The organism is Asticcacaulis sp. AND118 (genome assembly GCF_020535245.1).
Lineage (GTDB): Bacteria > Pseudomonadota > Alphaproteobacteria > Caulobacterales > Caulobacteraceae > Asticcacaulis.
Window position 1 is genome coordinate 2,077,374 of the sequence record NZ_CP084910.1, and the last position, 22,916, is coordinate 2,100,289.

The following is a 22,916-nucleotide window of genomic DNA, read 5'->3' on the forward strand; positions in this document are numbered from 1 at the left end:
CCTCAAAAGAGAGACGGGTTAAATTGCTACTTTAAATTGCATTTCTGTAAAGTGCTATTTTGGGATGCGCAAACGTAAAACGGCGCGGGAGAAATCCCGCGCCGTTTCGGTCTCTTGATCGTGGAACGATTCAGCGCGGCCAATTAACCCGGCGACACCATGTTTTCCGGACGCACGAACTGATCGAACTCTTCGTTGGTCAGATAACCGCCGCCGACCGCCTCTTCGCGCAGCGTCGTGCCGTTCTTGTGCGCGGTCTTGGCGATCTTGGCGCAGGCGTCGTAGCCCAGACGTCCGTTCAGCGCCGTCACCAGCATCAGCGAATTCTCGACGCCCTTGCGGATATTGTCGATGCGCGGCTCGATGCCGACCACGCAGTTATCGGTGAAGGACACCGCCGCATCGGCCAGCAGGCGCACCGACTGCAGGAAGTTATAGGCCATGACCGGGTTGAAAACGTTCAGCTCGAAATGGCCTTGCGAACCGGCAAACGTCAGGGCGGCGTGGTTGCCGAACACCTGCACGCAGACCTGCGTCAGCGCCTCGCACTGGGTCGGGTTGACCTTACCCGGCATGATGGACGAGCCCGGCTCGTTTTCCGGCAGGGCCAGTTCGCCTAAGCCCGCGCGCGGCCCGGACCCCAAAAACCGGATGTCGTTGGCGATCTTGAACAGCGACGCGGCGACCGTGTTGATCGCGCCGTGCGAGAAGACCATGGCGTCGTGCGCCGCCAGCGCTTCGAACTTGTTCGGCGCCGTGGTGAAGCCGAGGCCGGTGATCTTGGCAATCGCTTCGGCCACGCCCTCAGCGAAACCAATCGGGGCGTTGAGGCCGGTGCCGACCGCGGTGCCGCCCTGCGCCAGTTGCATCAGCGCCGGCAGGGTCGATTCGATGCGCGCAATGCCGTTTTCGACCTGCTTGGCATAGCCCGAAAACTCCTGACCGAGCGTCAGCGGCGTAGCGTCCTGCGTATGGGTGCGGCCGATCTTGATGATCTCGGCCCACGCCTTGGCCTTCGTATCGAGCGCGGCGTGCAGGTGCTTCAGCGCCGGCAGCAGGTCATGGACAATCTGCTCGGCGCAGGCCACGTGCATGGCGGTCGGATAGGTGTCGTTCGACGACTGCGACATGTTGACGTGGTCGTTGGGGTGAACGGGCTTTTTCGAGCCCATCTCGCCGCCCAGGATTTCGATGGCGCGGTTCGAGATGACCTCGTTGGCGTTCATGTTCGACTGCGTGCCCGAACCGGTCTGCCACACGACCAGCGGGAAGTGGTCGTTGAGCTTGCCTTCGATCACTTCGTTGGCGGCCTGAACGATGGCGTTGGTGAGGGTCGCGTCCAGCTTGCCCAGCGCGTGGTTGGTTTCCGCCGCCGCGCGCTTGACAATCCCCAAAGCCCGCACCACCGGCAGGGGCTGCTTTTCCCAGCCGATCTTGAAATTGCCCAAGCTCCGCTGGGCCTGCGCGCCCCAGTATTTCGAGTTATCGACTTCGATCGGGCCGAAAGTATCGGTTTCGGTGCGGGTGGTTTTGGTCATGACAGGCGGCTCCGTAATGGCAGGTGCCTCCGTGACCGCCGCAGACGCGGACGGCGCTGAGTTGGGCCTGGGCGACTTCGATTTTTTCTTACCGAACAACCAGCCGAACATGGATGCACCCCTCTCTAAAAATCCTTGCGTTCAGTGAAACATTTGCCCCGAAAGTGCAACGGTTTTTACGTCGAGGTGCGAGCAATTGTCAGTTGCACAGCAGCGATTTAAGAGGCGTTGAGCCGCTCACAACCTATTCTTTCACCACGCCAAAAAACCCGCGCTGAAGGCAAAACAGATATTACGATTACACACGATCTGTGTTTAGGATGAGAATCTGTCTCATCTCATATTGTGACGTTGACTATCTATTGGGGGCCAGCATGAAACCATACACCCGTTCAATTATCGAACTTTTCGATGGTAAAAAGCGCTATCTCATTCCTCTTTATCAACGACAGTATGCTTGGAACATAGAACCGCAACTTCGACTCCTTTGGGACGATATTCATCGCGCTTATGACCGCTTGGTGGCTGACCGAGCCACAGTAGTTCCACACTTCATGGGCGCAATGGTGATCGCACAGGTCAAAACCTACGGCAAACAAGTTCAAGCTTTCGAGGTAATTGATGGCCAACAGCGCCTAACAACTTTTCAACTCCTTCTCGCTGCGCTTAGAGACATCGCGGCGAAGAACGGCTCATCCTACGCTGCGGAAATTCAAAAATACCTAATTAATGAAGGCATTATGGAAATTCCGCAAGTTGAGCGATTTAAAGTTTGGCCTTCCTTGATGGATCGCAGAGCATTTACCCAAACAATCGACCCGAATGTGGACATCGAGACAATATCGAGACAAACACCGGAGGATGGATTTATTCGCAAAGCGGTAAAGGCACACGAATGGTTCTGCGATAAAATTAATACCCATGTCGGCACCGGTGATCAGTTTGACGAGAGCAAATTAGAAAAACTGTTCGAAGCTATGAAAGAGGGGTTGGCCGTTGTTTCAATCGAACTGGAAGGCGGAGACGACCCCCAAACGATCTTCGAGACATTGAATAGTCGCGGCGTAGATCTCGCACCGGGTGATCTAATGCGCAATTTCATTTTTCAGCGCGCTAAAGGGTTGGGTCAGGAACATGGGGTTCTTAAGGTTGATGAACTATATGAAAAGCACTGGCTTCCTTTAGATAGTTTATTTTGGAACTCTATTGTTAATCGCGGGCGGCAAGCAGCTAGTCGGTTAGACTGGATGCTGACTGATCACCTTTCCATGAAGAAAGCCGACATTGTTTCAAAAGAAAATTTATTTGACCATTACCGCCGATGGATTGTTGACGAGCGACCATTCGGAGACATTAAGTCAGAACTCGAATCGATCACGGCTTCGGCCTCTGTTGAACAGAGAATATTTGAGCGAAATAAAGATACTGTGATCGGCAAGTTCGGTATGTTCGCCGAAGCTTTTGACGTCAGCACGGTGTTTCCGCTAGTTGTCTATCTCGCAACTGAGGCTGAAGTGGGCAATGAGTTGCCACTAGCCTTATCTATGCTGGAAAGTTATATTCTGAGACGTGATGTATCGGGATTACCTACTAAAAGTTACAATCGCTTTTTTGTTGGAACAATTGATCGCCTGCGTGAAATCGAAGGGGACAAGATCGAGGCCCTAGCCCGATGGCTCGCCACGCGGCCAAACGAAACCGATCGCTGGCCTAATGATACCGAATTTAAACAGGCGTGGCTGGCGCGCGATCAGTACAAGTCGAATCGTCAACCACGTTTACGGTACATTTTCGAACAAATCGAAAAAGCAAAACGCTCCGCATTAAGCGAAGAAATAGAAATTAGATCGCAACTTACTGTTGAACATATAATGCCACAGCATTGGCGTGAGAACTGGCCCATTCCAGGTTTCGATCATTTGGAAGAAGGCGATCTCAATATTGACCATATGACTGCCGAGTTGCTCAGAGACGGATGTGTTAACAAAATGGGAAATCTCACTCTTGTTACCTCGCCTCTAAATTCATCCATGTCACATGGACCATTTCTAACCAAACTTAATGCACTTCGTGCTAACGCCAGCTTGGCACTCAATCGAGAGCTGAATAATTTCGATCGCTGGGACGAAGCTTGTGTCAATCTTCGCGGAACGAATTTATTTGAATTTGCTCGCAAAATCTGGATACCCCCACAAGAAATCAAGAGTGTTTTTCCTGAATTCGGGAGGCACGGTGAGAATGGCAACTTTCCGAGAGACGGTACAATTTGCCGGTTCCAGTATGGTGATCAAAATTATCGAGGACTGGTAAAAAATAGAAGACTTGAAGTCGAGGGATTTCTACAAACCTTTAGTTCATTTTCCGGCGCTTCTGTCGCAGTGACCGACACTAATCGCAACGGCTGGCGTGACTGGGAAATAAAAGGGCGCGACGGCTGGGTTCTGGCCGACATCTGGCGAAATAAATCGGGGACAGTTGCGTCCTAAATTTGCGAGCATTTAATGAAGCGGCATAGGAATATAAGAGACGTCCGTGAAAGTCGATTGACTGCATTCGATCAGGCACTGACCGAAGGGCTCACCGCCGAAGCCGAAGGCCAAGTGATGCCGCTCGAAGACGCCTCTGCCCGCGTCAAAGCTATGATCAGAAGCATGGCTGCGAAAGATTAATCTATCCCCGCCGTCTGAACCGCGTGCATCCTATGGGCATGGCTTTGGATGAGCGCACCGCAGAGGAAAGACTAAGCCCGGAGGCACGACGCAGCCATTTGCGCGCCTTTGCCGACCGCATGCTGCTGCGCGCGGAAGCCATGGACGATCCCGAAGACATGGTGGGCGTCGAGCGCGCCGTGCGCGTGGCGGCGGTCATCGAGCGCATCTACAGTCGCTGCGACCGCGCCGAAGGGCAGGCTCCCGATCCGCGCCGGCTTGAGGCCGAACGCGCCGTCAATCAGAGCGAAGCGATCAAGGCGCGCGCTCAGTTAGCCAGCACCCTCGAATGGGGCGACAAGCGCCGTCAGGCGCTGGGGCCGTGGTGGGATGCCGCGCAGCCAGAGGTCGCGGTTCAGCCGTTCGTTCAAAATCCTCCGCAGACTGTCGGCAAGGCGTCGGTGAAGGCGGCTTCGCCGGTGACGGGTCGCAAGCCGGTCGAGGTGAAAAGCGCTGTCGGCGCGGGGTTTGCGGCGAAGGCGGCAGGCTTGCCGGGTTTGACACCGGCCAAGGTCAACGCCGATGAGGTGTTGCGGACTTTGGCGGGGTTGCAGGAAACGGCTTCGGTGGCGCTTGTGGTTCCGAAAGAAAGACACCCCACCACCCCGCCCTGACGGGCGCGGTCCCCCTCCCCAACAAGTTGGGGAGGAATGAATGATTGCGATGACGCCCCAAAATCATACCTCCCCGCTAGCGGGGTATAGCGCAGCGAAAGTATAGCTTTCGCAAGCGATGGGACCGTTTGCGGAGCGAATGGTGGTGGGGTGGTCTTTCGGTTTTAGTCGTGCACGCGGTCCTGAAGGTTAGGCCCCCTACCCGGCGCTGCGCACCACCCTCTCCCCCACGGAAGAGGGGAGAAAAGGCTGCCCCCTCCGGCCGCTTCGCGTCCACCTCCCCCTTACGCTACGCTACAGGGGAGGATGTTTTACTCCGCGATAAATCCACCCGTCTGTCTGGCCCAAAGCCTCGCATAGAGGCCGTGCGCGGCCAGCAATTCCGCATGGGTGCCGGTCTCGATGATTCGCCCCTGCTCCATGACCACCAGCCGGTCCATCCGCGCGATGGTCGACAGCCGGTGCGCGATGGCGATGACCGTCTTGTCGGCCATCAACTCGATCAGACTGTCCTGAATGGCCGCCTCGACCTCGGAATCGAGCGCCGCGGTGGCTTCGTCCATGATCAGGATCGGCGCGTTCTTGAGCAGGACGCGGGCGATGGCGATACGCTGGCGCTGACCGCCGGAGAGCTTGACGCCGCGCTCGCCCACATGGGCATCGAGGCCTGAGCGGCCCTTGTTGTCGCGCAGGTCGGGGATGAAGTCCCAGGCATGGGCGCGGCGGGCCGCCTCGATGATCTCTTCGTCCGAAGCGCCCGGCCGGCCATAGGCGATATTGGCGCGGATCGAGCGGTGCAGCAGCGAGGTGTCCTGCGTCACCATGCCGATATGGGCGCGCAGGCTGTCCTGCGTCACGCGGGCGATGTCCTGCCCGTCGATCAGGATGCGGCCTTCGCTGAGGTCGTGCAGGCGCAGGAAGACGTTGACCAGCGTGGACTTGCCCGCGCCGGACGGCCCGACCAAGCCGATCTTTTCGCCCGGCGCGATGGTCAGGTCGATGCCATTGAGCGCGGGTTTGCCTTCTCCATAGTTGAAACGCACGGCGTCGAACTGCACCTTACCTTCGCTGACGCTCAGCGGCTGGGCGTCGGGCGCATCGACCACGCTGTGGGCCCTGGCGATGGTCTCGATGCCGTTCTGCACCGTGCCGATATTCTCGAACAGGCTGGTGACCTGAAACATCACCCAGCCGGACATGTTAAGGATGCGCTGGGTCAGGGCCCCGACCAGGGCGATGGCGCCGACCGTGATCAGCCCGTCGCGCCACAGCCAGACGGCCAGCACGCCGGTCGACAGCAGCAGCGCCGCATTGAGGCAGGCGACGAGGATGTCGAGCCGGGTGATCAGCCGCTGCTGGCGCTGCCATTTGGCGGTGTTGTCCTCCAGCGCCTCGCGCACATAGGCGTCTTCGCGCGAGGGGTCGGCGAACAGCTTGACGGTCTGGATATTGGTGTAGCTGTCGACCACGCGCCCAACCAGCGCCGAACGGGCTTCGGAGGCTTCTTCGGAAGCGCTGGACAGCTTGGGCACGAAACGCCAGCAGATCACGCCATAGGCGACCAGCCACAGGGTCAGCGGCACGATCAGACGGATGTCGGCCTGAAAGAACATGTAAAGGGCGCTGGAAAAGTAGACCAGCACGTAGAGGAAGGTGTCGCACAGGGTGATCAGGGTGTTGCGCACGCTGGAGGCGCTGTCGACCACCTTGGACGCGACGCGACCGGCGAAGTCGTTGGAGAAGAAGCTCATCGACTGACGCACGACGTGGCGGTGCGACTGCCAGCGGATCAGGGCCGGGAAGTTGGTCGTCACCCCCTGTTGCAGCAGCAGGGACTGGATCAGCACCATCACCGGCCAGCCGATGCCCAGCAGCAGCAACATGCCGGTGAAGTAGGGACCGTGCTTCGCCCACAGCTCCGACGGCTTCGTGGCGTTGAGGATGTCCACCATGTCGGCGACGAAGCGGAAGATCATCACCTCGGTCAGGGTGACCATCAGGCCCAGCGCCAGCACGCCCGCAAAGACCGGCCAGGTCTGACGCAGATAGACGAGGAAGTACGGCACGATGGACGACGGCGGGGTCGTCTCCGGGTAGGGCCTGAACGGATCGATCAGGCGTTCGAAACGGCGGAACAGGGCGGTCAGCATGGGGGAGGCTCTGAGGTTACAGGCAGGGCCTTACCGTCGCCCGCCGTCAGAAGGCGTCAGTAGCCGAAAGCGCCGGATCATGCCATGCTGTAACGCATAAAAGGGAGGCGATATGCCGAATACAGTCCTGATTCTGTGGCCGATGGGCGCGCTGGCCGCCCTCACCTTCGCCATGCTGCTGGCCATGCTGATCACCCGCATCGGGGCCGTGCGTTCGCGTCAGGCCTCGCCGCGCGACTTTGCCCTGGGCGATACCGAGCGGGTGCCGCGCCATTGCCGGCTGATCAACCGCAACTATTCGAGCCTGCTGGAACTGCCGGTGCTGTTCTACGTGATCTGCGTGCTGCTCTTCGTCACGCGGACGGTCAACGACGCGCAGTTGATGCTGGCCTGGGCGTTTGTGGCCTTTCGTATCCTCCACAGCCTGATCCATGTTACGATCAACCACATCCTGTTCCGGCTGCTCGCCTTCGGCGCGGCGGTGACGGTGCTGGGGGTAATGTGGGTGCTGTTTTTCGTGCGGTTGGCCGCGTAATCATACCTCCCCACCTATGGTGGGGAGGGGGACCGCACGAACCGAAGGTGAGATGCGGTGGTGGGGTTCTTTCTAAAGTTCAACAAGGGCGCGTGCCGACAGGTTCGCAAGACACCCCACCACCACATCTCACCGCCTGCGGCGGCTCGTGCGGTCCCCCTCCCCGACAAGTCGGGGAGGTATAAAGGAGGTTTAGCTCAGCAACGCAGCGGGGGCGCAGGCATTGAAGGACAGCCACACCTTTTCGTCCCAGGTGAAGTCCTCCTGATCCCAGCGCGTCAGGTTCGAGCGTAGCACCTTGACCATGCGGCCGCTGTCGAGTTCGACCTCGTACACCGTTTCCGACCCCAGATAGGTCATCAGACGGATGGTCCCGGCGACGATATTGTAGCCTTCGGGGGCGTCTTCCATCTTGGTCGGCTTGTGGTCGAACTTCTCCATCTCGATCTTCTCCGGGCGCAGCGCCGCCCAGACGGTCGCCCCGGTCGCGCCGGTCACGCCGTGGTCGAGATAGATTTCGCCCATGTCCTTCGTCTTGATGATGGCGTGGTCGGGTTCGTCGATATCCAGCCGCCCCTCGAACAGGTTCACGCTGCCGATGAAGTCCGCCACGAAACGCGAATTGGGGAATTCGTACAGGTCGAAAGGCGTCGCCACCTGTTGCAGCAGGCCGCGGTTCATCACGGCGCAGCGCGTGGCCATGGCCAGCGCCTCGTCCTGATCGTGGGTGACCATGATGAAGGTGATACCGACCTTCTCTTGCAAGAGAGCCAGTTCGGTGCGCATGGCGTCGCGCAGCTTGGCGTCCAGCGCCGACAGCGGCTCATCGAGCAGCAGCACGCGCGGTTTCTTGACCAGCGCGCGGGCCAGCGCCACGCGCTGTCTCTGACCGCCGGACATCTGGTCGGGCTTGCGCTCGCCGAAGCCGGAGAGCTTGACCAGTTCCAGCGCTTCCTCGGCGCGCTGGCGACGCTCGGCCTGCGGCACGCCGTCCATCTTCAGGCCGTAAGCGACGTTGTCGAGCACACTCATGTGCGGGAAGACGGCGTAGGACTGAAACACCATATTGACCGGGCGCTTGTTCGGCGGCGTGGTCGAAACGTCCTTGCCGTCGATCAGAATACGCCCCTCGGACGGCATCTCGAAGCCGGCCAGCATGCGGAGCAAAGTCGTCTTGCCGCAGCCCGACGGACCGAGTAGCGAGAAGAACTCGCCCTCCTGAATGTCGAGCGACACATTATCGACGGCGGTGTTCTTGCCGAAGCGCTTGGAGACGTTCTCGAAGCTGATGATGGTTTTACCTTCGGGCATGTTACTTCGTCTCCGTCACTTCTTTTCTGGGCCGTGACCGGCGGTCAGGGCTTCGGATCCCTGGAATTTCAGCGCAAGGAAGGTGAGCAGGACCGTCACCACGATCAGGATGGTCGAGGCCGCATTGACCTCAGGCGTCACCGAGAAACGCACCATCGAGTAGATCTTCACCGGGAAGGTCACGGTGTCCGGACCGGAGGTGAAAAAGGTGATGACGAAATCGTCGAGCGACAGGGTGAAGGCCAGCAGCGCCCCGGCGATCAGCGACGGCTGGATGTGCGGCACCAGCACGTCCATCAGGGTGCGCCATTCGCTGGCCCCCAGATCCTTGGCCGCCTCTTCAAGCTCGCGGTTGAACGAGGCCAGACGCGCCCGCACCACCACCGCCACGAAGGGGAAGCTGAACGAGACGTGGGCGATGATGATGGCCCCCAGATTGAGCGGCCACGGCAGGCCCTGCGGCCACGGGAATATCTTGGCGAAAAAGACCAGCATGCCGACGCCCATGCAGATTTCCGGCACGACGATGGGGATAGCCATGCCGGCGTCCATGGCGGTGCGGCCGGGGAAGCGGAAGCGCCACAGGACGATCGCCGCCATGGCCCCGACGATGACCGAAATCACCGTCGAGAACAGGGCGATAACGATGGAGTTGGTGAAGGCTTCGATCAGGCTGGCATTGGTCAGGGCCTTTTCGTAGTATTTCAGGGTAAAGCCCTGCCACACGACGTTGCGGCGCGAGTCGTTGAAGGAGAAGACCATCAGCGAGATCAGCGGCGCGTAGAGGAAGACGGTGACGGCCAGCAGCCACAACTGGATCGGCCAGCGGCGCATATATTCCAGCGGACCCGGTAACTCTTTCCTGGGGGGAGTCTTTTTGACTTCGGCGACCTCGCTCATGCCATCCCCCGCTTTCTGGCCGACTTGTCGAGCAGGCCCTGAATGGCGATGCCGATAAAGGTGAGATAGACCAGCAGGAAGGCCAGGGCCGCGCCGAAGGGCCAGTTATTGGCGCGCTTGAACTGGCTCTCGATGACATTGGCGATCATCTGCGAGTCCGTGCCGCCCAGAAGGTCCGGCGTCAGATAGGCGCCCAGCGCCGGGATGAAGGTGATCAGCACGCCCGAAGCTATCCCCGCCCCCGCCAGCGGCACTACAATCGAGAACAGGGTGCGGATATGACTGGCGCCCAGATCGAGCGACGCCTCCAGCAGCGACCGATCCAGACGATCCAGCGTCGAATAGAGCGGCAGGATCATGAACGGCAGGTGGACATAGACGAGGCCCAGCACCACGGCGAAATTATTGTACAGCAGTTCCAGCGGCTGAAACTCGCCCAGCGGGGCAAGACCGAGCAGGGTCATCAGACCCGAGGCGTTGTTCCACAGGAAATGATAGGTCTGATTGATATAGCCTTCGGTGCGCAGCACCGCGATCAGCGCATAGGTGCGGATCAGCAGATTGGTCCAGAAGGGCAGCATGACCAGCAGCAGCAGCCATGGCTTCCACTTGTCCGGCGCGAAGGTGATGGCCAGCGCCACCGGAAAACCGATGACCACGCACAGAAAGGTGGTCAGGGCGGCGACCCACAGCGACTTGGCGAAGATGCCCAGATAGAGGGGTTCCAGCGCCTTGGCGTAGTTGCTCCACGTACCCGTAAAGGCAATATCGATCAGGCCCTGATTTTCGCCGAAGCTGTACAGCCAGACGATGCCCAGTGGCACGAAGAAGAAGAAGACCAGCCAGACGAGCGGCGCGCTCATCAGGGCGGCGAAGAGTCCCTTGGCCTGACGCCAGCTCTGTTCCATGCGCTGTCCCCTTGCACAAAAACAACCGCCGCAGGCCTGGTGCGCCCGCGGCGGCTTCGGGTCTTAGGCGGCCTTGATCCTGGTCATGGCGTCTTCGTAGACCTGCGCCTTGGAGGCGTCGAAGGCCGCGTATTCGCAGCGCGCCAGCTCTTCCGGCGACGGGAAGATGATCGGGTTGTTCTTGTACGCATCCGGCATCAGCGCCTTGGCGGCGGCATTCGTCGTCGGATAGAGGATGGTCTCGAAGATGTGCTTCGACGCCTGCGCGTCCATCATGAAGTTGATGAACTTATGCGCATTGTCCGGGCGCGGCGCGTCCTTGGGGATGCACCAGTTGTCCGAATTGAGCTGCGAGCCTTCCTTCGGGATGATGAAGTCGATATCGTCGTCCTCGACCTTGGCCTGAGCGATGTCGCCATTGTACTCCAGCACCAGATCGACATCCTTGGACAGGAGCATGTCCTGACCGTCGTCCTCGTGGAAGGCCTTGATGAACGGCTTCTGCTTGATCAGCATGGCCGTGACCTTGTCGATGGTCGCCTGATCGAGACCGTTGACCGAGTGGCCGAGATATTTGGCGCCCAGGCGGATCATGTCGCCGGCTTCGGACAGGACGGCGATCTTGCCCTTGAACTGGTCGGAGTCGAACAGATACTTCCACGAATCCGGCTTGAAGCCGGCCGGCATTTTCGACTTGCGGTAACCGATGCCCAGCACCAGCCAGGTATAGGGCGCGGACCACTTGCGGCCCGGATCGTAGGCCACATCCATGAAGGCCGGGTCGATATTCTTGAGGTTCGGCAGCTTGGCGTGATCGAGCGGCAGCAGCAGGTCGGCCTGCGACAGGCGCTCGACGAAGTCGTTGGACGGCACGATAACATCGAAGCCGGAATTGCCCGTCTTCATCTTGGCGAACAGTTCGTCATTGGTGGCGAAGATCGACATGCTGACGTCGATGCCGGACGCCGCCTTGAAATCGGCCAGCGTGGTTTCGCCGATATAGGTGTCCCAGTTGTAGAAGTTGAGCTTGGCCTCTTCGGCGCCGGGGGCGGTCTTGGCCCCCTGCGAACAGGCCGACAGGCCTCCGAAGCTGATGCCCACCGCTGCGGCCCCAAGACCCTGCAGCAAGGAACGGCGCGATGCGCGATGACGCGATGAACTCATGTCCCAGTCTCCTTCGGTTTCGGCCCGCCTGCGGGGAGGTGACCGTTGGTGCATAAACCCCAGAGGAGGAACCTACTCAGCCCCCCGCCTGAATATGAAGATAAGTTAACAGAATACGGTATCGGGCGTCTGTCAACCGCCATATGTGATCACGTTCGCAAATGCGTCATATTTTTGCGAAACACCTTTCAAAGCTCAGGCATTACGCAGATACCAGTCGTAGTCCAGCTCGGTGATCTCTTCAAAGAAGCGCGCCTGTTCGGTCTTCTTCACCTTGACGTACATGTCGACGAAGCGCTGCCCCAGATAGTCGCGCAGCACTTTGGACCTGTCCAGATAGTCCACCGCCGCGAACCAGTTGGTGGGCAGGGTCGCTCCCGTTTCGGCCGCCACCGCATAGCCGTTGCCAACCACCGCCGGGCCCGGATTGATCTTGTGCGTGATGCCATGGTGGGCGCAGGCGAGGATGGCCGCCAGCACCAGATAGGGGTTGCCGTCGGCCCCGGCGACACGGTGCTCGACATGGCGGGTGTGAGCCGGACCGGCGGTGACGCGAAGGCTCACCGTGCGGTTATTGACACCCCAGGTCAGGCCCACCGGCGCGTAGGAATTGGCCTTGAAGCGCTTGAAGCTGTTGGCCCCCGGCGCAAGGATGCCCATGCAGTCGGCCAGATGGTCCTTCATGCCGCCGATCATGTGCTTGAGCAGGGGCGAACCTTCCGGATGGGCGTCGGCGCAGAGGTTCTTGCCGTCCTTATCCGCCACCGAGACGTGGACGTGGAAGCCCGAACCGGCACGGTCGGCCCAAGGCTTGGCCATGAAGGTCGCCTCGACGCCGAGGCTCAGCGCCACCCCCTTGGCCATGCGCTTGTAAAGGACCGCGTCGTCGGCGGCGCGCAGGGCGTCCGGCTTGTGCTTGAGCGTCAGTTCGACCTGACCCGGCGCAAACTCGGAAATCGCGCCTTCCAGCGGGATATTCATCACATCCGCCGTCTCCCACAGGGTGCGGAAGAATTCCCCATGCGCCTCGACTTCGGGCAGGCCGTAGACCTGAATGCCCTTGGGTGTCTGACCGGTATTGAAGGACGTGGCGGGTTGCAACTGACCGTCGTGGCCGCGCTCTATGTCGACGAGGTAGTATTCCAGCTCGCACGCCACCACCGGCGTCAGGCCATCGGCTGTGTAACGGTCGAGCACGCCCTGCAGCACATGCCGCGGGTCGAGGTCGTTGGGCGTGCCGTCCAGTTCGTAGAGCGACAGCATGACCTGCCCCACATCGTCACCCAGCCACGGCGCGGGCGTCAGCGTGCCCGGCACCGGTCTGGCTACCCGATCCGCGTCGCCGTCTTCCCACACCAGCCCCGTCTCTTCGCAGTCGGCCCCCAGCGTATCGACCACCAGAATCGAGCCCGGCAGGAAGCGGCCATATTCGTAGATCGGCAACAATTCGTGCCGGCGCAGGCGCTTGCCGCGCGGCACGCCGGTCATCGAGGTGAACAGGATCTCGAAGTAGTTGATGTGCGGGTGGGCCTCCAGGAAGGCCTTGGCCTCATCGACGGTGGCGACCATGGGGTGTGCAGGCAGGGTCATTTCGTTATCCTCCTCCCCCTGTTTACGGGGGAGGTGTCTTCGAGTGAAACGAGAAGACGGAGGGGGCAAAACCGGCGGCTGCCCCCTCCACCACTTCGTGGTCCCCCTCCCCCGCTACGCAGGGGAGGATGTGAAACGCTTGTACTCAGTGATGAAACCTTCCACCGCCGCCACGAGGCGGTCAATGGCCTCCGCTGCGGTTTTGGGCGAAATCAGCATCATGTTGTGGAAGGGCGCGATCAGCACCCCCCGATTGATCAGGTAAAGATGCAGAGCCTTCAGCAAGACCGGATCGAGCGCGCGGCGCATCCGCTCGGCATTTTGCGGTTCGGGCGCGGCAAAGACCAACTCGGCCCGTGCGCCGACATGCACCACCGACCACGGCACGGCGTGGCGCGCGATGACGGCGCGGAGCCTGGCCACAAGACTTTCCGCACCCGCCTGCATATAGGCGTAGGCGTCGGGCGTCATGATCTCGGTCAGCATGGCCTTCATCCCGGCCATGGCCAGCGCATTGCCGGACAAGGTGGTGCCGATGCCCGACGCGCCGGGTCCGATCTCGGCCTGAGCCGCATCCATGCGCGCGGCGACTTCGGCCGACACGCCCCAGACGGCAGCGGGGACGCCACCGGCTATGGCCTTGCCGACGGTCAGTATATCGGCGCGCAGACCGTGCGCGTGCACATAGCCGCCGAAGCCCGACGACAGGGTGTGCGTCTCGTCATAGACCAGCAGCGTGCCCGTCTCGTCGCACAGGGCGCGCAAGCGGTCGTGATAGCCGTCGATGGGCAGGATCATGCCGCAGTTGGTCATGACGGGTTCGAGCATGACGGCGGCTATCTCGCGCGTTTGCAGCGCCTGACTCAGGGCCTCAAGATCGTTGAACGGCACGACGACGCTATGCTGCGTCAGGTCGGCGACCTGTCCGATCAGGCCGGTCTTATGGACGATCCGCCCGCCTTTCAGCACCACGAAGGCGTCATCGACCATGCCGTGATAGGCCCCGTCGATGAAGAGGATTTTCGAGCGTCTGGTGATGGCCCGCGCCCAGCGAATCACGGCGCGATTGGCGTCCGACGCCGTGGTGGCGCACTGCCAGACGGGGAGGCCGAAACGGTCTTTCAGAAGTTGGCCGACCTCAAGGCTGGAGCGGGTCGGCAGCATAAAACCGACGCCCTGCCCCGCCTGTTCGGCGATGGCGCGTTGCAGTTCCTCGCGCCCGTGGCCGAACATGGACGGCGTATCGCCCAGACAGAAGTCGTCATAGGCGTGGCCGTCCACGTCCCACAGGGTCGCGTCCTTGGCGCGCTCAGCATAGAGCGGCACGGGAGACGCCCAGTCGTGCATCCAGTGCAGCGGCACGCCGCCGCGCCACACGGTTTGAGCCTCCGCGGCAAACGCGAGGGTTCGCGGGTGGGCGGCGTTGAAGCGTTCGGTTTCAGTGGAGAGGAAGTCAGTGAGAGACACGCAACGCCCCCTCCGTCAGCGACTTCGCGCTGCCACCTCCCCCGCTTTGCCCAAGGGCTTGCAGGGCAGGATGAACGAGCCAGAACATCCTCCCCTGTAGCGCAGCGTACGGGGGAAGTGCCGAGCAGGCGAAGCGTGTCGAGGCGGAGGGGGCGATATCCAATCTCACCCCAAACCTCCGAAACTGATGAACTTGGTCTCCAGAAACTCCTCAAGCCCTTCGACCGCGCCTTCGCGGCCCAGACCCGATTCCTTGACACCGCCGAAGGGCGCGACCTCGGTGGACATGACACCGTCATTCAACCCGAGCATGCCGGCCTCGATGGCTTGCGACACGCGCCAGCCGCGCTTGATGTCCGTCGTGAAGGCATAGGCCGCCAGACCGAACGGCGTGTCGTTGGCCAGAGCGATCCCCTCCTCTTCGGTGTCGAACGGATAAAGCGCCGCCACCGGCCCGAAGATTTCCTCGTCGAACATGCGCGCCGCGCGCGGCACGTGGGTCAGAATGGTCGCCGGGAAGTACAGCGGCCCCTGAGTGTCATCGACCTTGCCGCCCAGCACCACCTGCGCACCCTTCGACACGGCGTCTTCGACCAGTTGCGTCACCTTGGTCGCGGCCTTCTGGTTGATCAGCGGCCCCAGACCCGTGCCCTCTTCCCAACCCGGCCCCAGCCGCAGGCGCCGGGCCTCGGCCGTCAGACACTCGACAAAGGCGTCATAGATGCCGCGCTGCACGAAGATGCGGTTGGCGCAGACGCAGGTTTGCCCCGAATTGCGGAACTTCGACAGGGCCGTTGCCGGGACCGCGATATCCAGATCGGCGTCGTCGAACACCACCACCGGCGCATTGCCGCCCAGCTCCAGCGATATCTTCTTGATGGTCGAGGCGCACTGCTCATAGAGCGTTTTGCCGACCGGGGTGGAACCGGTGAAGGAGAACTTCTTGACGCGCGGATCGGTGGTCAGCACCTTGCCCACCTCGGCCCCGGTCGAGGCCGTGACGATATGGATCAGCCCTTCGGGCACACCGGCCTTGTCGGCCAGTTGCTTCAGCGCGAGGGCGCTGAGCGGCGTATCTTCGGCCGGTTTCAGCACCGCCGCGCACCCGGCGGCCAGCGCCGGCCCCAGCTTGCGCGTGATCATCGACAGCGGGAAGTTCCACGGGGTGACCGCCGACGCCACGCCCACGGGCTGAGAGATGGTCAGCAATTGCTTGCCCGCCACCGGGGCGGGGATGGTGCGGCCATAGGCGCGCTTGCCCTCTTCGGCGAACCATTCGATGAAGCCCGCCGCATAGGCGACTTCGCCGCGCGCCTCCTTGATGGCCCGGCCCTGCTCCAGCGACACCAAGAGGCCCAGCGCCTCCTGATTTTGCATCAGCAGATCGTGCCATTTCTCCAGAATTTTGGCGCGTTCCTTGGCGGACTTCGCGGCCCATGCAGGCATGGCGGCTTCGGCGGCGGCAATGGCCGCCTCGGTTTCTTCGGCGCCCATATCGCGCACATAGCCCAGCACGTCGCCGGTGGAAGGGTTATAAGAGGCAAAGGCCTTGTAGGCGGGTGGCGTCTGGCTGACGGCGTCGCCGAGGATGTCGAGAATGGCGGGGGTGAGTTTCATGGGGAGGCCTTCCGGGACGTATGCGCCTGAATGGGTTCAGGGCTGATAGCTGATCGAGACGGACTTCAGATCGGCATACTTATATAGGGCGTGCAGACTGCGATCTCTACCGAAGCCCGACTGTTTGAAGCCCCCGAACGGCAGGGTGATATCGCAGGCGTCCCAGCCATTGACCCAGACCAGCCCGGCCTTGAGCTGTTTGGCCGCCCGCATGGCGCGGCCGACATCCGCCGTCCATACCCCGGCGGCCAGCCCGTAGACCGTATCATTGGCCAGACGGAAGGCCTCCGCCTCGCCCTCAAACGTCAGGACCGACAGGACCGGTCCGAACACCTCTTCGCGCGCCAGCACATTATCGGGCGCGATGCCGTCCAGCAGGGTCGGCTCGACATAGAAACCGCCGCTGTCGCTCATCGCCCGTTCGCCGCCCAGCCGCACCGTGCCCCCACCGGCCTGCCCCCTGGCGATATAGTCGAGCGCGGTGTTCATCTGCTTTTCGGAGATCATCGCCCCGAAGGCCGTCGCCGGATCGAAGGGATCGCCGACGGTGATGGCCTTCGCCACAGCGATGACCTTTTCGACGAAGGCGTCCTTGATCGAGGCTTCGACGAACAGGCGCGACGCCGCCGTGCACACCTGACCCTGATTGTAGAAGACGCCCCAGGCGGCGTTCTGGGCGGCGGCCTCAAGGTCCGGACAATCGGCGAAGACGATCTGCGGCGACTTGCCGCCCAGCTCCAGCGACACCCGCTTGAGGTTCGACTCCGCCGAGACCTTCATCAGCTGCCGCCCGACCGGGCCGGAACCGGTGAAGGCGATCATATCGACCTCCATATGACGGGCCAGAGCATCGCCGGCCTCATGGCCGAAGCCCGTTACCACATTGAACACGCCGGCGGGCAAACCGGCCTCGATGGCCAGCGCCGCCACATAGAGCGCGGTCATGGACGACAGCTCGGCGGGTTTGAGCACCACGGCATTGCCCATGGCCAGCGCCGGCGCGACCTTCCACATGGCCATGTGCAGCGGGAAGTTCCACGGCACGATGGCCCCGATGACGCCCAGCGGCTCGTGCTCGGCATAGGAGAACCGGCCCTGCGGCGCAGGCGCGACCTCGCCATAGATCTTATCCAGCGCCTCGGCGTAGTAGCGCACGCTGTTGATGGCCAGCGGGATGTCGACGGCGCGGGCATCGCGGATCGGCTTGCCCGTATCGAGACATTCAAGCAGGGCCAGATTTTCGGCGTGCGCCGTCATCAGATCGGCCAGGGCGTGCAGTACCTTTTTCTTGGCCTTCGGCGCAACGTGGTGCCAGCGCCCGTCCTCGAACGCGGCGCGCGCCGAACGCACCGCCGCATCGACATCGGCCGCGTCGCAGGCCGCGAGGCGGTTGATCAGGCGGTTGTCGCGTGGCGTGTGGTTATCGAAGATCTTGCCTGACGCGGCCGCCGTCCATTGGCCTTCGATAAAGGCCTTGTCGGGTTTGAACACGGTTTTGAGCGAATCGAGCACCCCGGAAAGGTCGGCAGCGGGCGTGGCGATGGGCGCTGGCAGCATGGCAAAACCTCCGGCAATTTGTGATCACAAATGGAGCATGGCATACGGCGGCAAGTCAAGCCTTCATCCTCCCCTGCGAAGCAGGGGAGGTGTCGAGCAAGCGAAGCGAGTCGAGACGGAGGGGCAATCCCACTGTTTTCGCCCCCTCCGTCAGTTCGCTACGCTCACTGCCACCTCCCCCGTACGCTTCACTACAGGGGAGGATGAATTAGCCTTTCAACGCCTCAAGCATCAGTTCCATGCCCTCATGGATGTCTTCCGCCATATGCTGGCGCACGGCTTCGGCGTCGCCGGTTTCCAAGGCCCGGATCAGTTCCTGATGGTGGTCCTGCGGCAGTTGCACCGTCCCCAGCCGCCCGAACACCACACGCATGAACGGACCCGATTGCAACCACAGCGTCTTGGCCATGTCGAGGAACAGGTCGGCGTGCGCCAGTTGGTAGATGCGGAAGTGGAAGGCGTGATTGGCCTGCATATAGCCATCGACATCGCCCTTGGCCAAAGCCGCCATCAGACGCAGATCGTCGGCCTTGAGGTCGATAATGACGTCCTTCGTCACCGAAGCCACGGCGCGGAAGGCCAGTTCCGGCTCGACCCACTGACGGGCGATCATCAGTTGGCGCAGACGGTCCTCGGACAGGGACGGCACGCGCAGGCGTTTGTTCGACGGTTGCAGTTCCAGCGCCTTTTGCGCGATCAGACGGCGCACCGCCTCGCGCACCGGCATGGGGCTGACGCCCAGCCCGCCGGCCAGAGTGCGCAAACTGACCGATTTGCCCGGCGGCATCTGCCCCTGAATCAACAGATTGGCCAGCGCCTCATAGACCTGATCGTGGACGGACGTGTCCTCATCGCGCACATCCAGACCGGGCATATGGAAGACGTTCAGCGCCGGAAAGGTCATATAAGCGGCCTCAAAATGTGATCACAAGAAAGGGAGTCGGCGCACAAAAGGACTGGCAGACCTGTGTATAGCCTGTAAGCTGGGTGCGGACAATTGAAATGCCCAGCTTTAGGGATGCCCGGCCATGGATGCTTCCGACAACCTCCCCTCACCCGACGCGCTCAGCTCGTTCTGGATGCCGTTCACGCCGAACCGGGCGTTCAAATCCGGCAAGCACAAGCTGCTGGTTGAGGCCGACGGCATGTTCTACAAGAGCCACGACGGGCGCGAGATACTGGACGCCACGGCGGGCCTGTGGTGCTCCAATGCCGGGCACAACCGCCCGAAGATCACCGCCGCCATCCAGAAGCAGGCGGCGGTGATGGACTTTGCGCCCACCTTCAATATCGCCCACCCGCTGGCCTTTGAGTTCACGCACAAGCTGTCGCAAATCCTGCCCTACGACCTGAAAAAGGTGTTTCTCACCAATTCGGGCTCCGAAGCCGCCGACACGGCCCTGAAAATCGCCTTGGCCTATCACCGGATGCGCGGCAATGCCGCCAAGACGCGCCTGATCGGACGTGAGCGCGCCTATCATGGCACCGGTTTCGGCGGCATCAGCGTCGGCGGCATCGTCAAAAACCGCATGCACTTCGGCACGCTTTTGGCCGGCGTCGATCATCTGCCGCACACCCACCTGCCGCAAAACGTCTTTTCCAAGGGCGAGCCGGAGCATGGCGCCGATCTGGCCGACGCGCTGGAGCGCATCGTCACCCTGCACGACGCCAGCACAATCGCCGCCGTCATCGTCGAGCCGGTGGCGGGCTCGACCGGCGTGCTGGTTCCGCCCAAGGGCTATTTGAAACGCCTGCGCGACATCTGCGATAAACACGATATCCTGCTGATTTTTGACGAAGTCATTACCGGCTTCGGGCGTCTGGGCGCGCCCTTCGGGGCCGACTATTTCGGCGTGCGGCCAGACCTGATCTGCATGGCCAAGGGCATCACCAACGCCACCGTGCCGATGGGCGCGGTCGGGGTGTCGAACCGCATCTACGATACTTTCATGCAGACGGCGGAAACGCCGATCGAGCTGTTCCACGGCTATACCTATTCCGGCCACCCGCTGGCCTGCGCCGCCGGCATCGCCACGCTGGAAACCTATGCGGAAGAAGGCCTGTTCGCCCGCGCCGCCGAGATCGCTCCCTACTGGCAGGAGGCGGTCCACAGCTTGCGCGACGCGAAACACGTCATCGACATCCGTAATCTGGGCCTGATCGGCGGCATCGAGCTGACGCCGCGCGACGGCGCGCCGACGGCCCGCGCGCTGGAGGTCTTCGATCGCTGCTTCGACGACGGCCTGCTGATCCGCGTGACCGGCGACATCATCGCCATGTCGCCGCCTTTGATCATCGAACGCGCGCAGATCGATCGCATCGTGGAAACGATCCGCAAGGCGCTGGATCAGACGACCTGAAACCACGACGCCATCAGCGCGAACACGCCGAACGCCGCGCAGCCCAGCACGTTCTTCCACCGTCCGCTTAAACGCCGGGCGGGCGGGGCGAAGCGCGCGACGAACAGGATCAGCACCAGCCACAGCGCCGCCTGTCCTATGCCCTTGCCGTCGCCTATCAGGATGAAACCGCCCCAAATGAACAGGAAAGACAGGAGCCAGTAGAGCGGCGCGCAGATGACCCCGGTCATATGCCACACGGCGGCGACGAAGCTTTTCATAAACGGCCCCCTACTTTTACGGATTTCTTACGGAATCAGACGGATATCCTTGCCCTAAAGGCCATCGAACGGCCATAAAGTATTTTCCGCTCAAGTGCATAGCGGTTGAGCGATAGAAAATACGACTAAACAAAATTTAGAGCCGGATTTCGATTCAATCCGAACGAAATCGGCTCTAGTGTTATGAATTCAGGCCATTTCATTTTTCGCGGGGCTCGCCATGTTTAATCTTTCGGAACAACTCGCCGAACTGCGCGCCACGCTGATCGCCGTCGTTTTGATGGTCGCGGCGGCCATTATCGGACTGGCCTGGGCCAGTATCGGCCTGTTCAACGCCGTGCAGATCTGGCTGGGCCCGATCTGGGGACCGGTGGCGCTGGGCGGGGCGATGATCCTGCCGCTGATCCTCTATCTTCTGGTCAAGCATGTCGGCAAGAAGCGCCGCGACGAACAGCAGGCCCTCCTCAAGGCCCAGACCCAGGCCGCCTACGCCCAATCCTCCATCGTCCACATCCAGCGCATCCTCGACGCGCTCAAGGGCCGCTCGCCCGTGCTGGCCAGCGCCGCCGCCGTCATCGCCGGACTGCTGGCCTCACGCTTCCCGTCGCTGCTGGCCATCGTCTCGGAGCTGGTCTCGGCCTGGGGCGAGGACAACCGCCGCCGCGCCGCCGAACGCGACGACGACTAACTCCCTATCCTCGAACGAACCCGGATGTCTTGATTGACCGCACCATATACTATAGGGGGGTATAGTATGGGACATTTACACGCCAATAAGGACAGCCTCACCGCCCGCGCGCGCCGCATCGCCGGGCAACTGGCCGCCATCGAAAAAGCCATCGAGGCCGACAAACCCTGCGCCGTCGTGTTGCAACAGGCCGCGGCGGTACGCGGCGCGGTCAACGGGCTGATGGACGAACTGATCGAGGAGCATCTGCGCGAACACGTGGCGCGCCCTGACCTCAGCCCCGAAGCGCGCACGACCGGCACGGAGGAATTGCTGGCGGTTATCCGGAGATATGCGAAATGACAACCGCTCACGACCACATCTACCTGAGCGCCTCGCACGACGCCAATGCCCGCCGCACCCTGTGGGTCGTCGGCCTGACCGCTCTGACCATGGTGGGCGAGATCGTCGCCGGCTACCTGACGGGCTCGATGGCGCTGCTGGCCGACGGCTTCCACATGGCCACCCATGCCGGTGCCCTGACTGTCGCCGCTGTCGCCTATGCCTATGCCCGCAAGCACGCCCGCGACCGCCGCTACAGCTTCGGCACGGGCAAGGTCGGCGATCTGGCCGGGTTCGCCTCGGCGCTGGTGCTGGGCATGGTGTCTCTGGGTATTGCGTTCGAGTCGATCGTGCGCCTGTTTCAGCCGCAGGCCGTGGCCTTTACCGAGGCCACCATCGTCGCCGTCATCGGCCTGATCGTCAATCTGGTGAGCGCCCTGCTGCTGGGCCATGGACATGATCACGGGCATGGCCATAGCCACGACCATCACCACCACGATCATGCTCACCATGGGCACGCGCATGAAGGCCACGACAACAATCTGCGCGCCGCCTATGTGCACGTGCTGGCCGACGCCCTGACCTCGATACTGGCTATTGCGGCGCTGCTGGCAGGACGCTTCGCCGGCTGGTGGTGGCTCGACCCGCTGATGGGCGTGGTCGGCGCGGTGGTCATCGCGCGCTGGGCCTGGAGCCTCGTCAAGGACACGTCCGGCGTTCTGCTCGACCGGGGCGACGCGCATATCGAGGACGAAATCCGCGACTGCGTCGAAACGGACGGCACGGCCATTGCCGACCTGCACGTCTGGCGCATCGGCCCGGCGGCGTGGGCGGCCATCGTCAGCACGACCGGCCCGGCGGACGGCGCGACGATCCGTGCCCGCCTGAGCCCCGTGCACGAGATACGGCATCTTACCGTGGAAACACAGGCTTAGAGGCTTGCCAGCCCCCTCAAAAGCCGATAACTACACCGCCCTCACCCATCCGCGAACGTTTGCGTCGTGTGCCCCTGTGGTGAAATGGTAGACGCGCCGGATTCAAAATCCGGTACCGAGAGGTGTGTCAGTTCGAGTCTGACCAGGGGCACCAAATTCCAATAATTCCATTACTGGAATTTGGTTTTTTGATTTGCGCTCAGGCGCAAAGCGCCTTGGCGCCGCGCAGGCTGCGCTCCCGCTTGGTCGCTAGTCGCTCCGCTCCGTGATTAACCTCTACCCGCAACCTTAAC

20 protein-coding genes and 1 tRNA gene are annotated in these 22,916 nt (G+C 61.7%); 9 read left to right on the plus strand and 12 right to left on the minus strand.

Annotated elements, in window-relative coordinates:
* Window positions 1-143: 143 nt before the first annotated feature.
* Window positions 144-1,538, minus strand: a complete 1,395-nt coding sequence (fumC, locus tag LH365_RS10035) for a class II fumarate hydratase (protein ID WP_226743502.1) — start codon at window positions 1,536-1,538, stop codon at window positions 144-146.
* A gap of 374 nt (window positions 1,539-1,912) precedes the next feature.
* Between fumC and LH365_RS10040 the strand changes: the two genes are divergently transcribed.
* The 3 genes from LH365_RS10040 to LH365_RS10045 all read left to right on the plus strand — a co-directional run bounded on the left by LH365_RS10040 (window position 1,913) and on the right by LH365_RS10045 (window position 4,860).
* Window positions 1,913-4,024, plus strand: a complete 2,112-nt coding sequence (locus LH365_RS10040) for a DUF262 domain-containing protein (protein WP_226743503.1) — start codon at window positions 1,913-1,915, stop codon at window positions 4,022-4,024.
* Between the two features lie 57 nt (window positions 4,025-4,081).
* Window positions 4,082-4,207, plus strand: a complete 126-nt coding sequence (locus tag LH365_RS18610; protein WP_255606570.1) for a hypothetical protein — start codon at window positions 4,082-4,084, stop codon at window positions 4,205-4,207.
* A gap of 98 nt (window positions 4,208-4,305) precedes the next feature.
* On the plus strand, window positions 4,306-4,860 hold the full coding sequence (locus LH365_RS10045) for a hypothetical protein (protein WP_226743504.1): 555 nt from the start codon (window positions 4,306-4,308) through the stop codon (window positions 4,858-4,860).
* Window positions 4,861-5,171: 311 nt separating this feature from the next.
* Here LH365_RS10045 and LH365_RS10050 read toward each other — a convergent pair whose 3' ends face one another.
* Entirely contained in the window at window positions 5,172-7,010 is a 1,839-nt protein-coding gene (locus tag LH365_RS10050; RefSeq protein ID WP_226743505.1) for an ABC transporter ATP-binding protein, read from the minus strand.
* 112 nt (window positions 7,011-7,122) lie between these two features.
* Between LH365_RS10050 and LH365_RS10055 the strand changes: the two genes are divergently transcribed.
* The gene (locus LH365_RS10055; protein WP_226743506.1) at window positions 7,123-7,545 is read left to right on the plus strand and encodes an MAPEG family protein; all 423 of its coding nucleotides are present in this window, start codon (window positions 7,123-7,125) and stop codon (window positions 7,543-7,545) included.
* Between the two features lie 192 nt (window positions 7,546-7,737).
* On the opposite strand, the gene LH365_RS10060 is transcribed toward LH365_RS10055, so the two are convergent.
* The 9 genes from LH365_RS10060 to LH365_RS10100 all read right to left on the minus strand — a co-directional run bounded on the left by LH365_RS10060 (window position 7,738) and on the right by LH365_RS10100 (window position 18,963).
* Window positions 7,738-8,856 carry an ABC transporter ATP-binding protein gene (locus LH365_RS10060; RefSeq protein WP_226743507.1) on the minus strand — a complete coding sequence of 373 codons (1,119 nt, stop codon included), beginning with the start codon at window positions 8,854-8,856 and terminating at the stop codon, window positions 7,738-7,740.
* A gap of 15 nt (window positions 8,857-8,871) precedes the next feature.
* Window positions 8,872-9,756, minus strand: a complete 885-nt coding sequence (locus LH365_RS10065) for an ABC transporter permease (RefSeq protein ID WP_226743508.1) — start codon at window positions 9,754-9,756, stop codon at window positions 8,872-8,874.
* The gene (locus LH365_RS10070; RefSeq protein WP_226743509.1) at window positions 9,753-10,664 is read right to left on the minus strand and encodes an ABC transporter permease; all 912 of its coding nucleotides are present in this window, start codon (window positions 10,662-10,664) and stop codon (window positions 9,753-9,755) included. Before LH365_RS10070 ends, LH365_RS10065 begins: the two co-directional genes overlap by 4 nt.
* Window positions 10,665-10,727: 63 nt before the next feature.
* Window positions 10,728-11,828, minus strand: coding sequence for a PotD/PotF family extracellular solute-binding protein (locus LH365_RS10075; protein ID WP_226743510.1), 1,101 nt, complete (start codon window positions 11,826-11,828; stop codon window positions 10,728-10,730).
* A gap of 195 nt (window positions 11,829-12,023) precedes the next feature.
* Complete coding sequence (locus LH365_RS10080; RefSeq protein ID WP_226745476.1) at window positions 12,024-13,397, minus strand: glutamine synthetase family protein; 1,374 nt, start codon at window positions 13,395-13,397, stop codon at window positions 12,024-12,026.
* Between the two features lie 135 nt (window positions 13,398-13,532).
* Window positions 13,533-14,885, minus strand: coding sequence for an aspartate aminotransferase family protein (locus LH365_RS10085; RefSeq protein ID WP_226743511.1), 1,353 nt, complete (start codon window positions 14,883-14,885; stop codon window positions 13,533-13,535).
* Window positions 14,886-15,050: 165 nt separating this feature from the next.
* Entirely contained in the window at window positions 15,051-16,502 is a 1,452-nt protein-coding gene (locus LH365_RS10090; RefSeq protein WP_226743512.1) for an NAD-dependent succinate-semialdehyde dehydrogenase, read from the minus strand.
* Window positions 16,503-16,538: 36 nt separating this feature from the next.
* On the minus strand, window positions 16,539-18,059 hold the full coding sequence (locus tag LH365_RS10095) for an aldehyde dehydrogenase (RefSeq protein WP_226743513.1): 1,521 nt from the start codon (window positions 18,057-18,059) through the stop codon (window positions 16,539-16,541).
* A gap of 208 nt (window positions 18,060-18,267) precedes the next feature.
* Entirely contained in the window at window positions 18,268-18,963 is a 696-nt protein-coding gene (locus tag LH365_RS10100; RefSeq protein ID WP_226743514.1) for a GntR family transcriptional regulator, read from the minus strand.
* Window positions 18,964-19,087: 124 nt separating this feature from the next.
* On the opposite strand from LH365_RS10100, the gene LH365_RS10105 reads away from it, so the two are divergent.
* Window positions 19,088-20,419 (plus strand): aspartate aminotransferase family protein, encoded by a 1,332-nt coding sequence (locus LH365_RS10105; RefSeq protein ID WP_226743515.1) that lies wholly within the window; start codon window positions 19,088-19,090, stop codon window positions 20,417-20,419.
* On the opposite strand, the gene LH365_RS10110 is transcribed toward LH365_RS10105, so the two are convergent.
* Window positions 20,407-20,679, minus strand: a complete 273-nt coding sequence (locus LH365_RS10110; RefSeq protein ID WP_226743516.1) for a hypothetical protein — start codon at window positions 20,677-20,679, stop codon at window positions 20,407-20,409. The two genes, LH365_RS10105 and LH365_RS10110, sit on opposite strands and share 13 nt — an antisense overlap.
* A gap of 220 nt (window positions 20,680-20,899) precedes the next feature.
* Between LH365_RS10110 and LH365_RS10115 the strand changes: the two genes are divergently transcribed.
* The 4 genes from LH365_RS10115 to LH365_RS10130 all read left to right on the plus strand — a co-directional run bounded on the left by LH365_RS10115 (window position 20,900) and on the right by LH365_RS10130 (window position 22,777).
* A complete protein-coding gene (locus LH365_RS10115) occupies window positions 20,900-21,367 on the plus strand; it encodes a hypothetical protein (protein WP_226743517.1) in 468 nt (155 codons plus the stop codon).
* A gap of 66 nt (window positions 21,368-21,433) precedes the next feature.
* Window positions 21,434-21,709, plus strand: a complete 276-nt coding sequence (locus LH365_RS10120; protein ID WP_226743518.1) for a metal/formaldehyde-sensitive transcriptional repressor — start codon at window positions 21,434-21,436, stop codon at window positions 21,707-21,709.
* Window positions 21,706-22,623, plus strand: coding sequence for a CDF family Co(II)/Ni(II) efflux transporter DmeF (gene dmeF, locus LH365_RS10125; protein WP_226743519.1), 918 nt, complete (start codon window positions 21,706-21,708; stop codon window positions 22,621-22,623). The genes LH365_RS10120 and dmeF overlap by 4 nt, the downstream gene beginning before the upstream one ends.
* A gap of 70 nt (window positions 22,624-22,693) precedes the next feature.
* Window positions 22,694-22,777, plus strand: a tRNA-Leu gene (locus LH365_RS10130).
* Window positions 22,778-22,916: the final 139 nt, after the last annotated feature.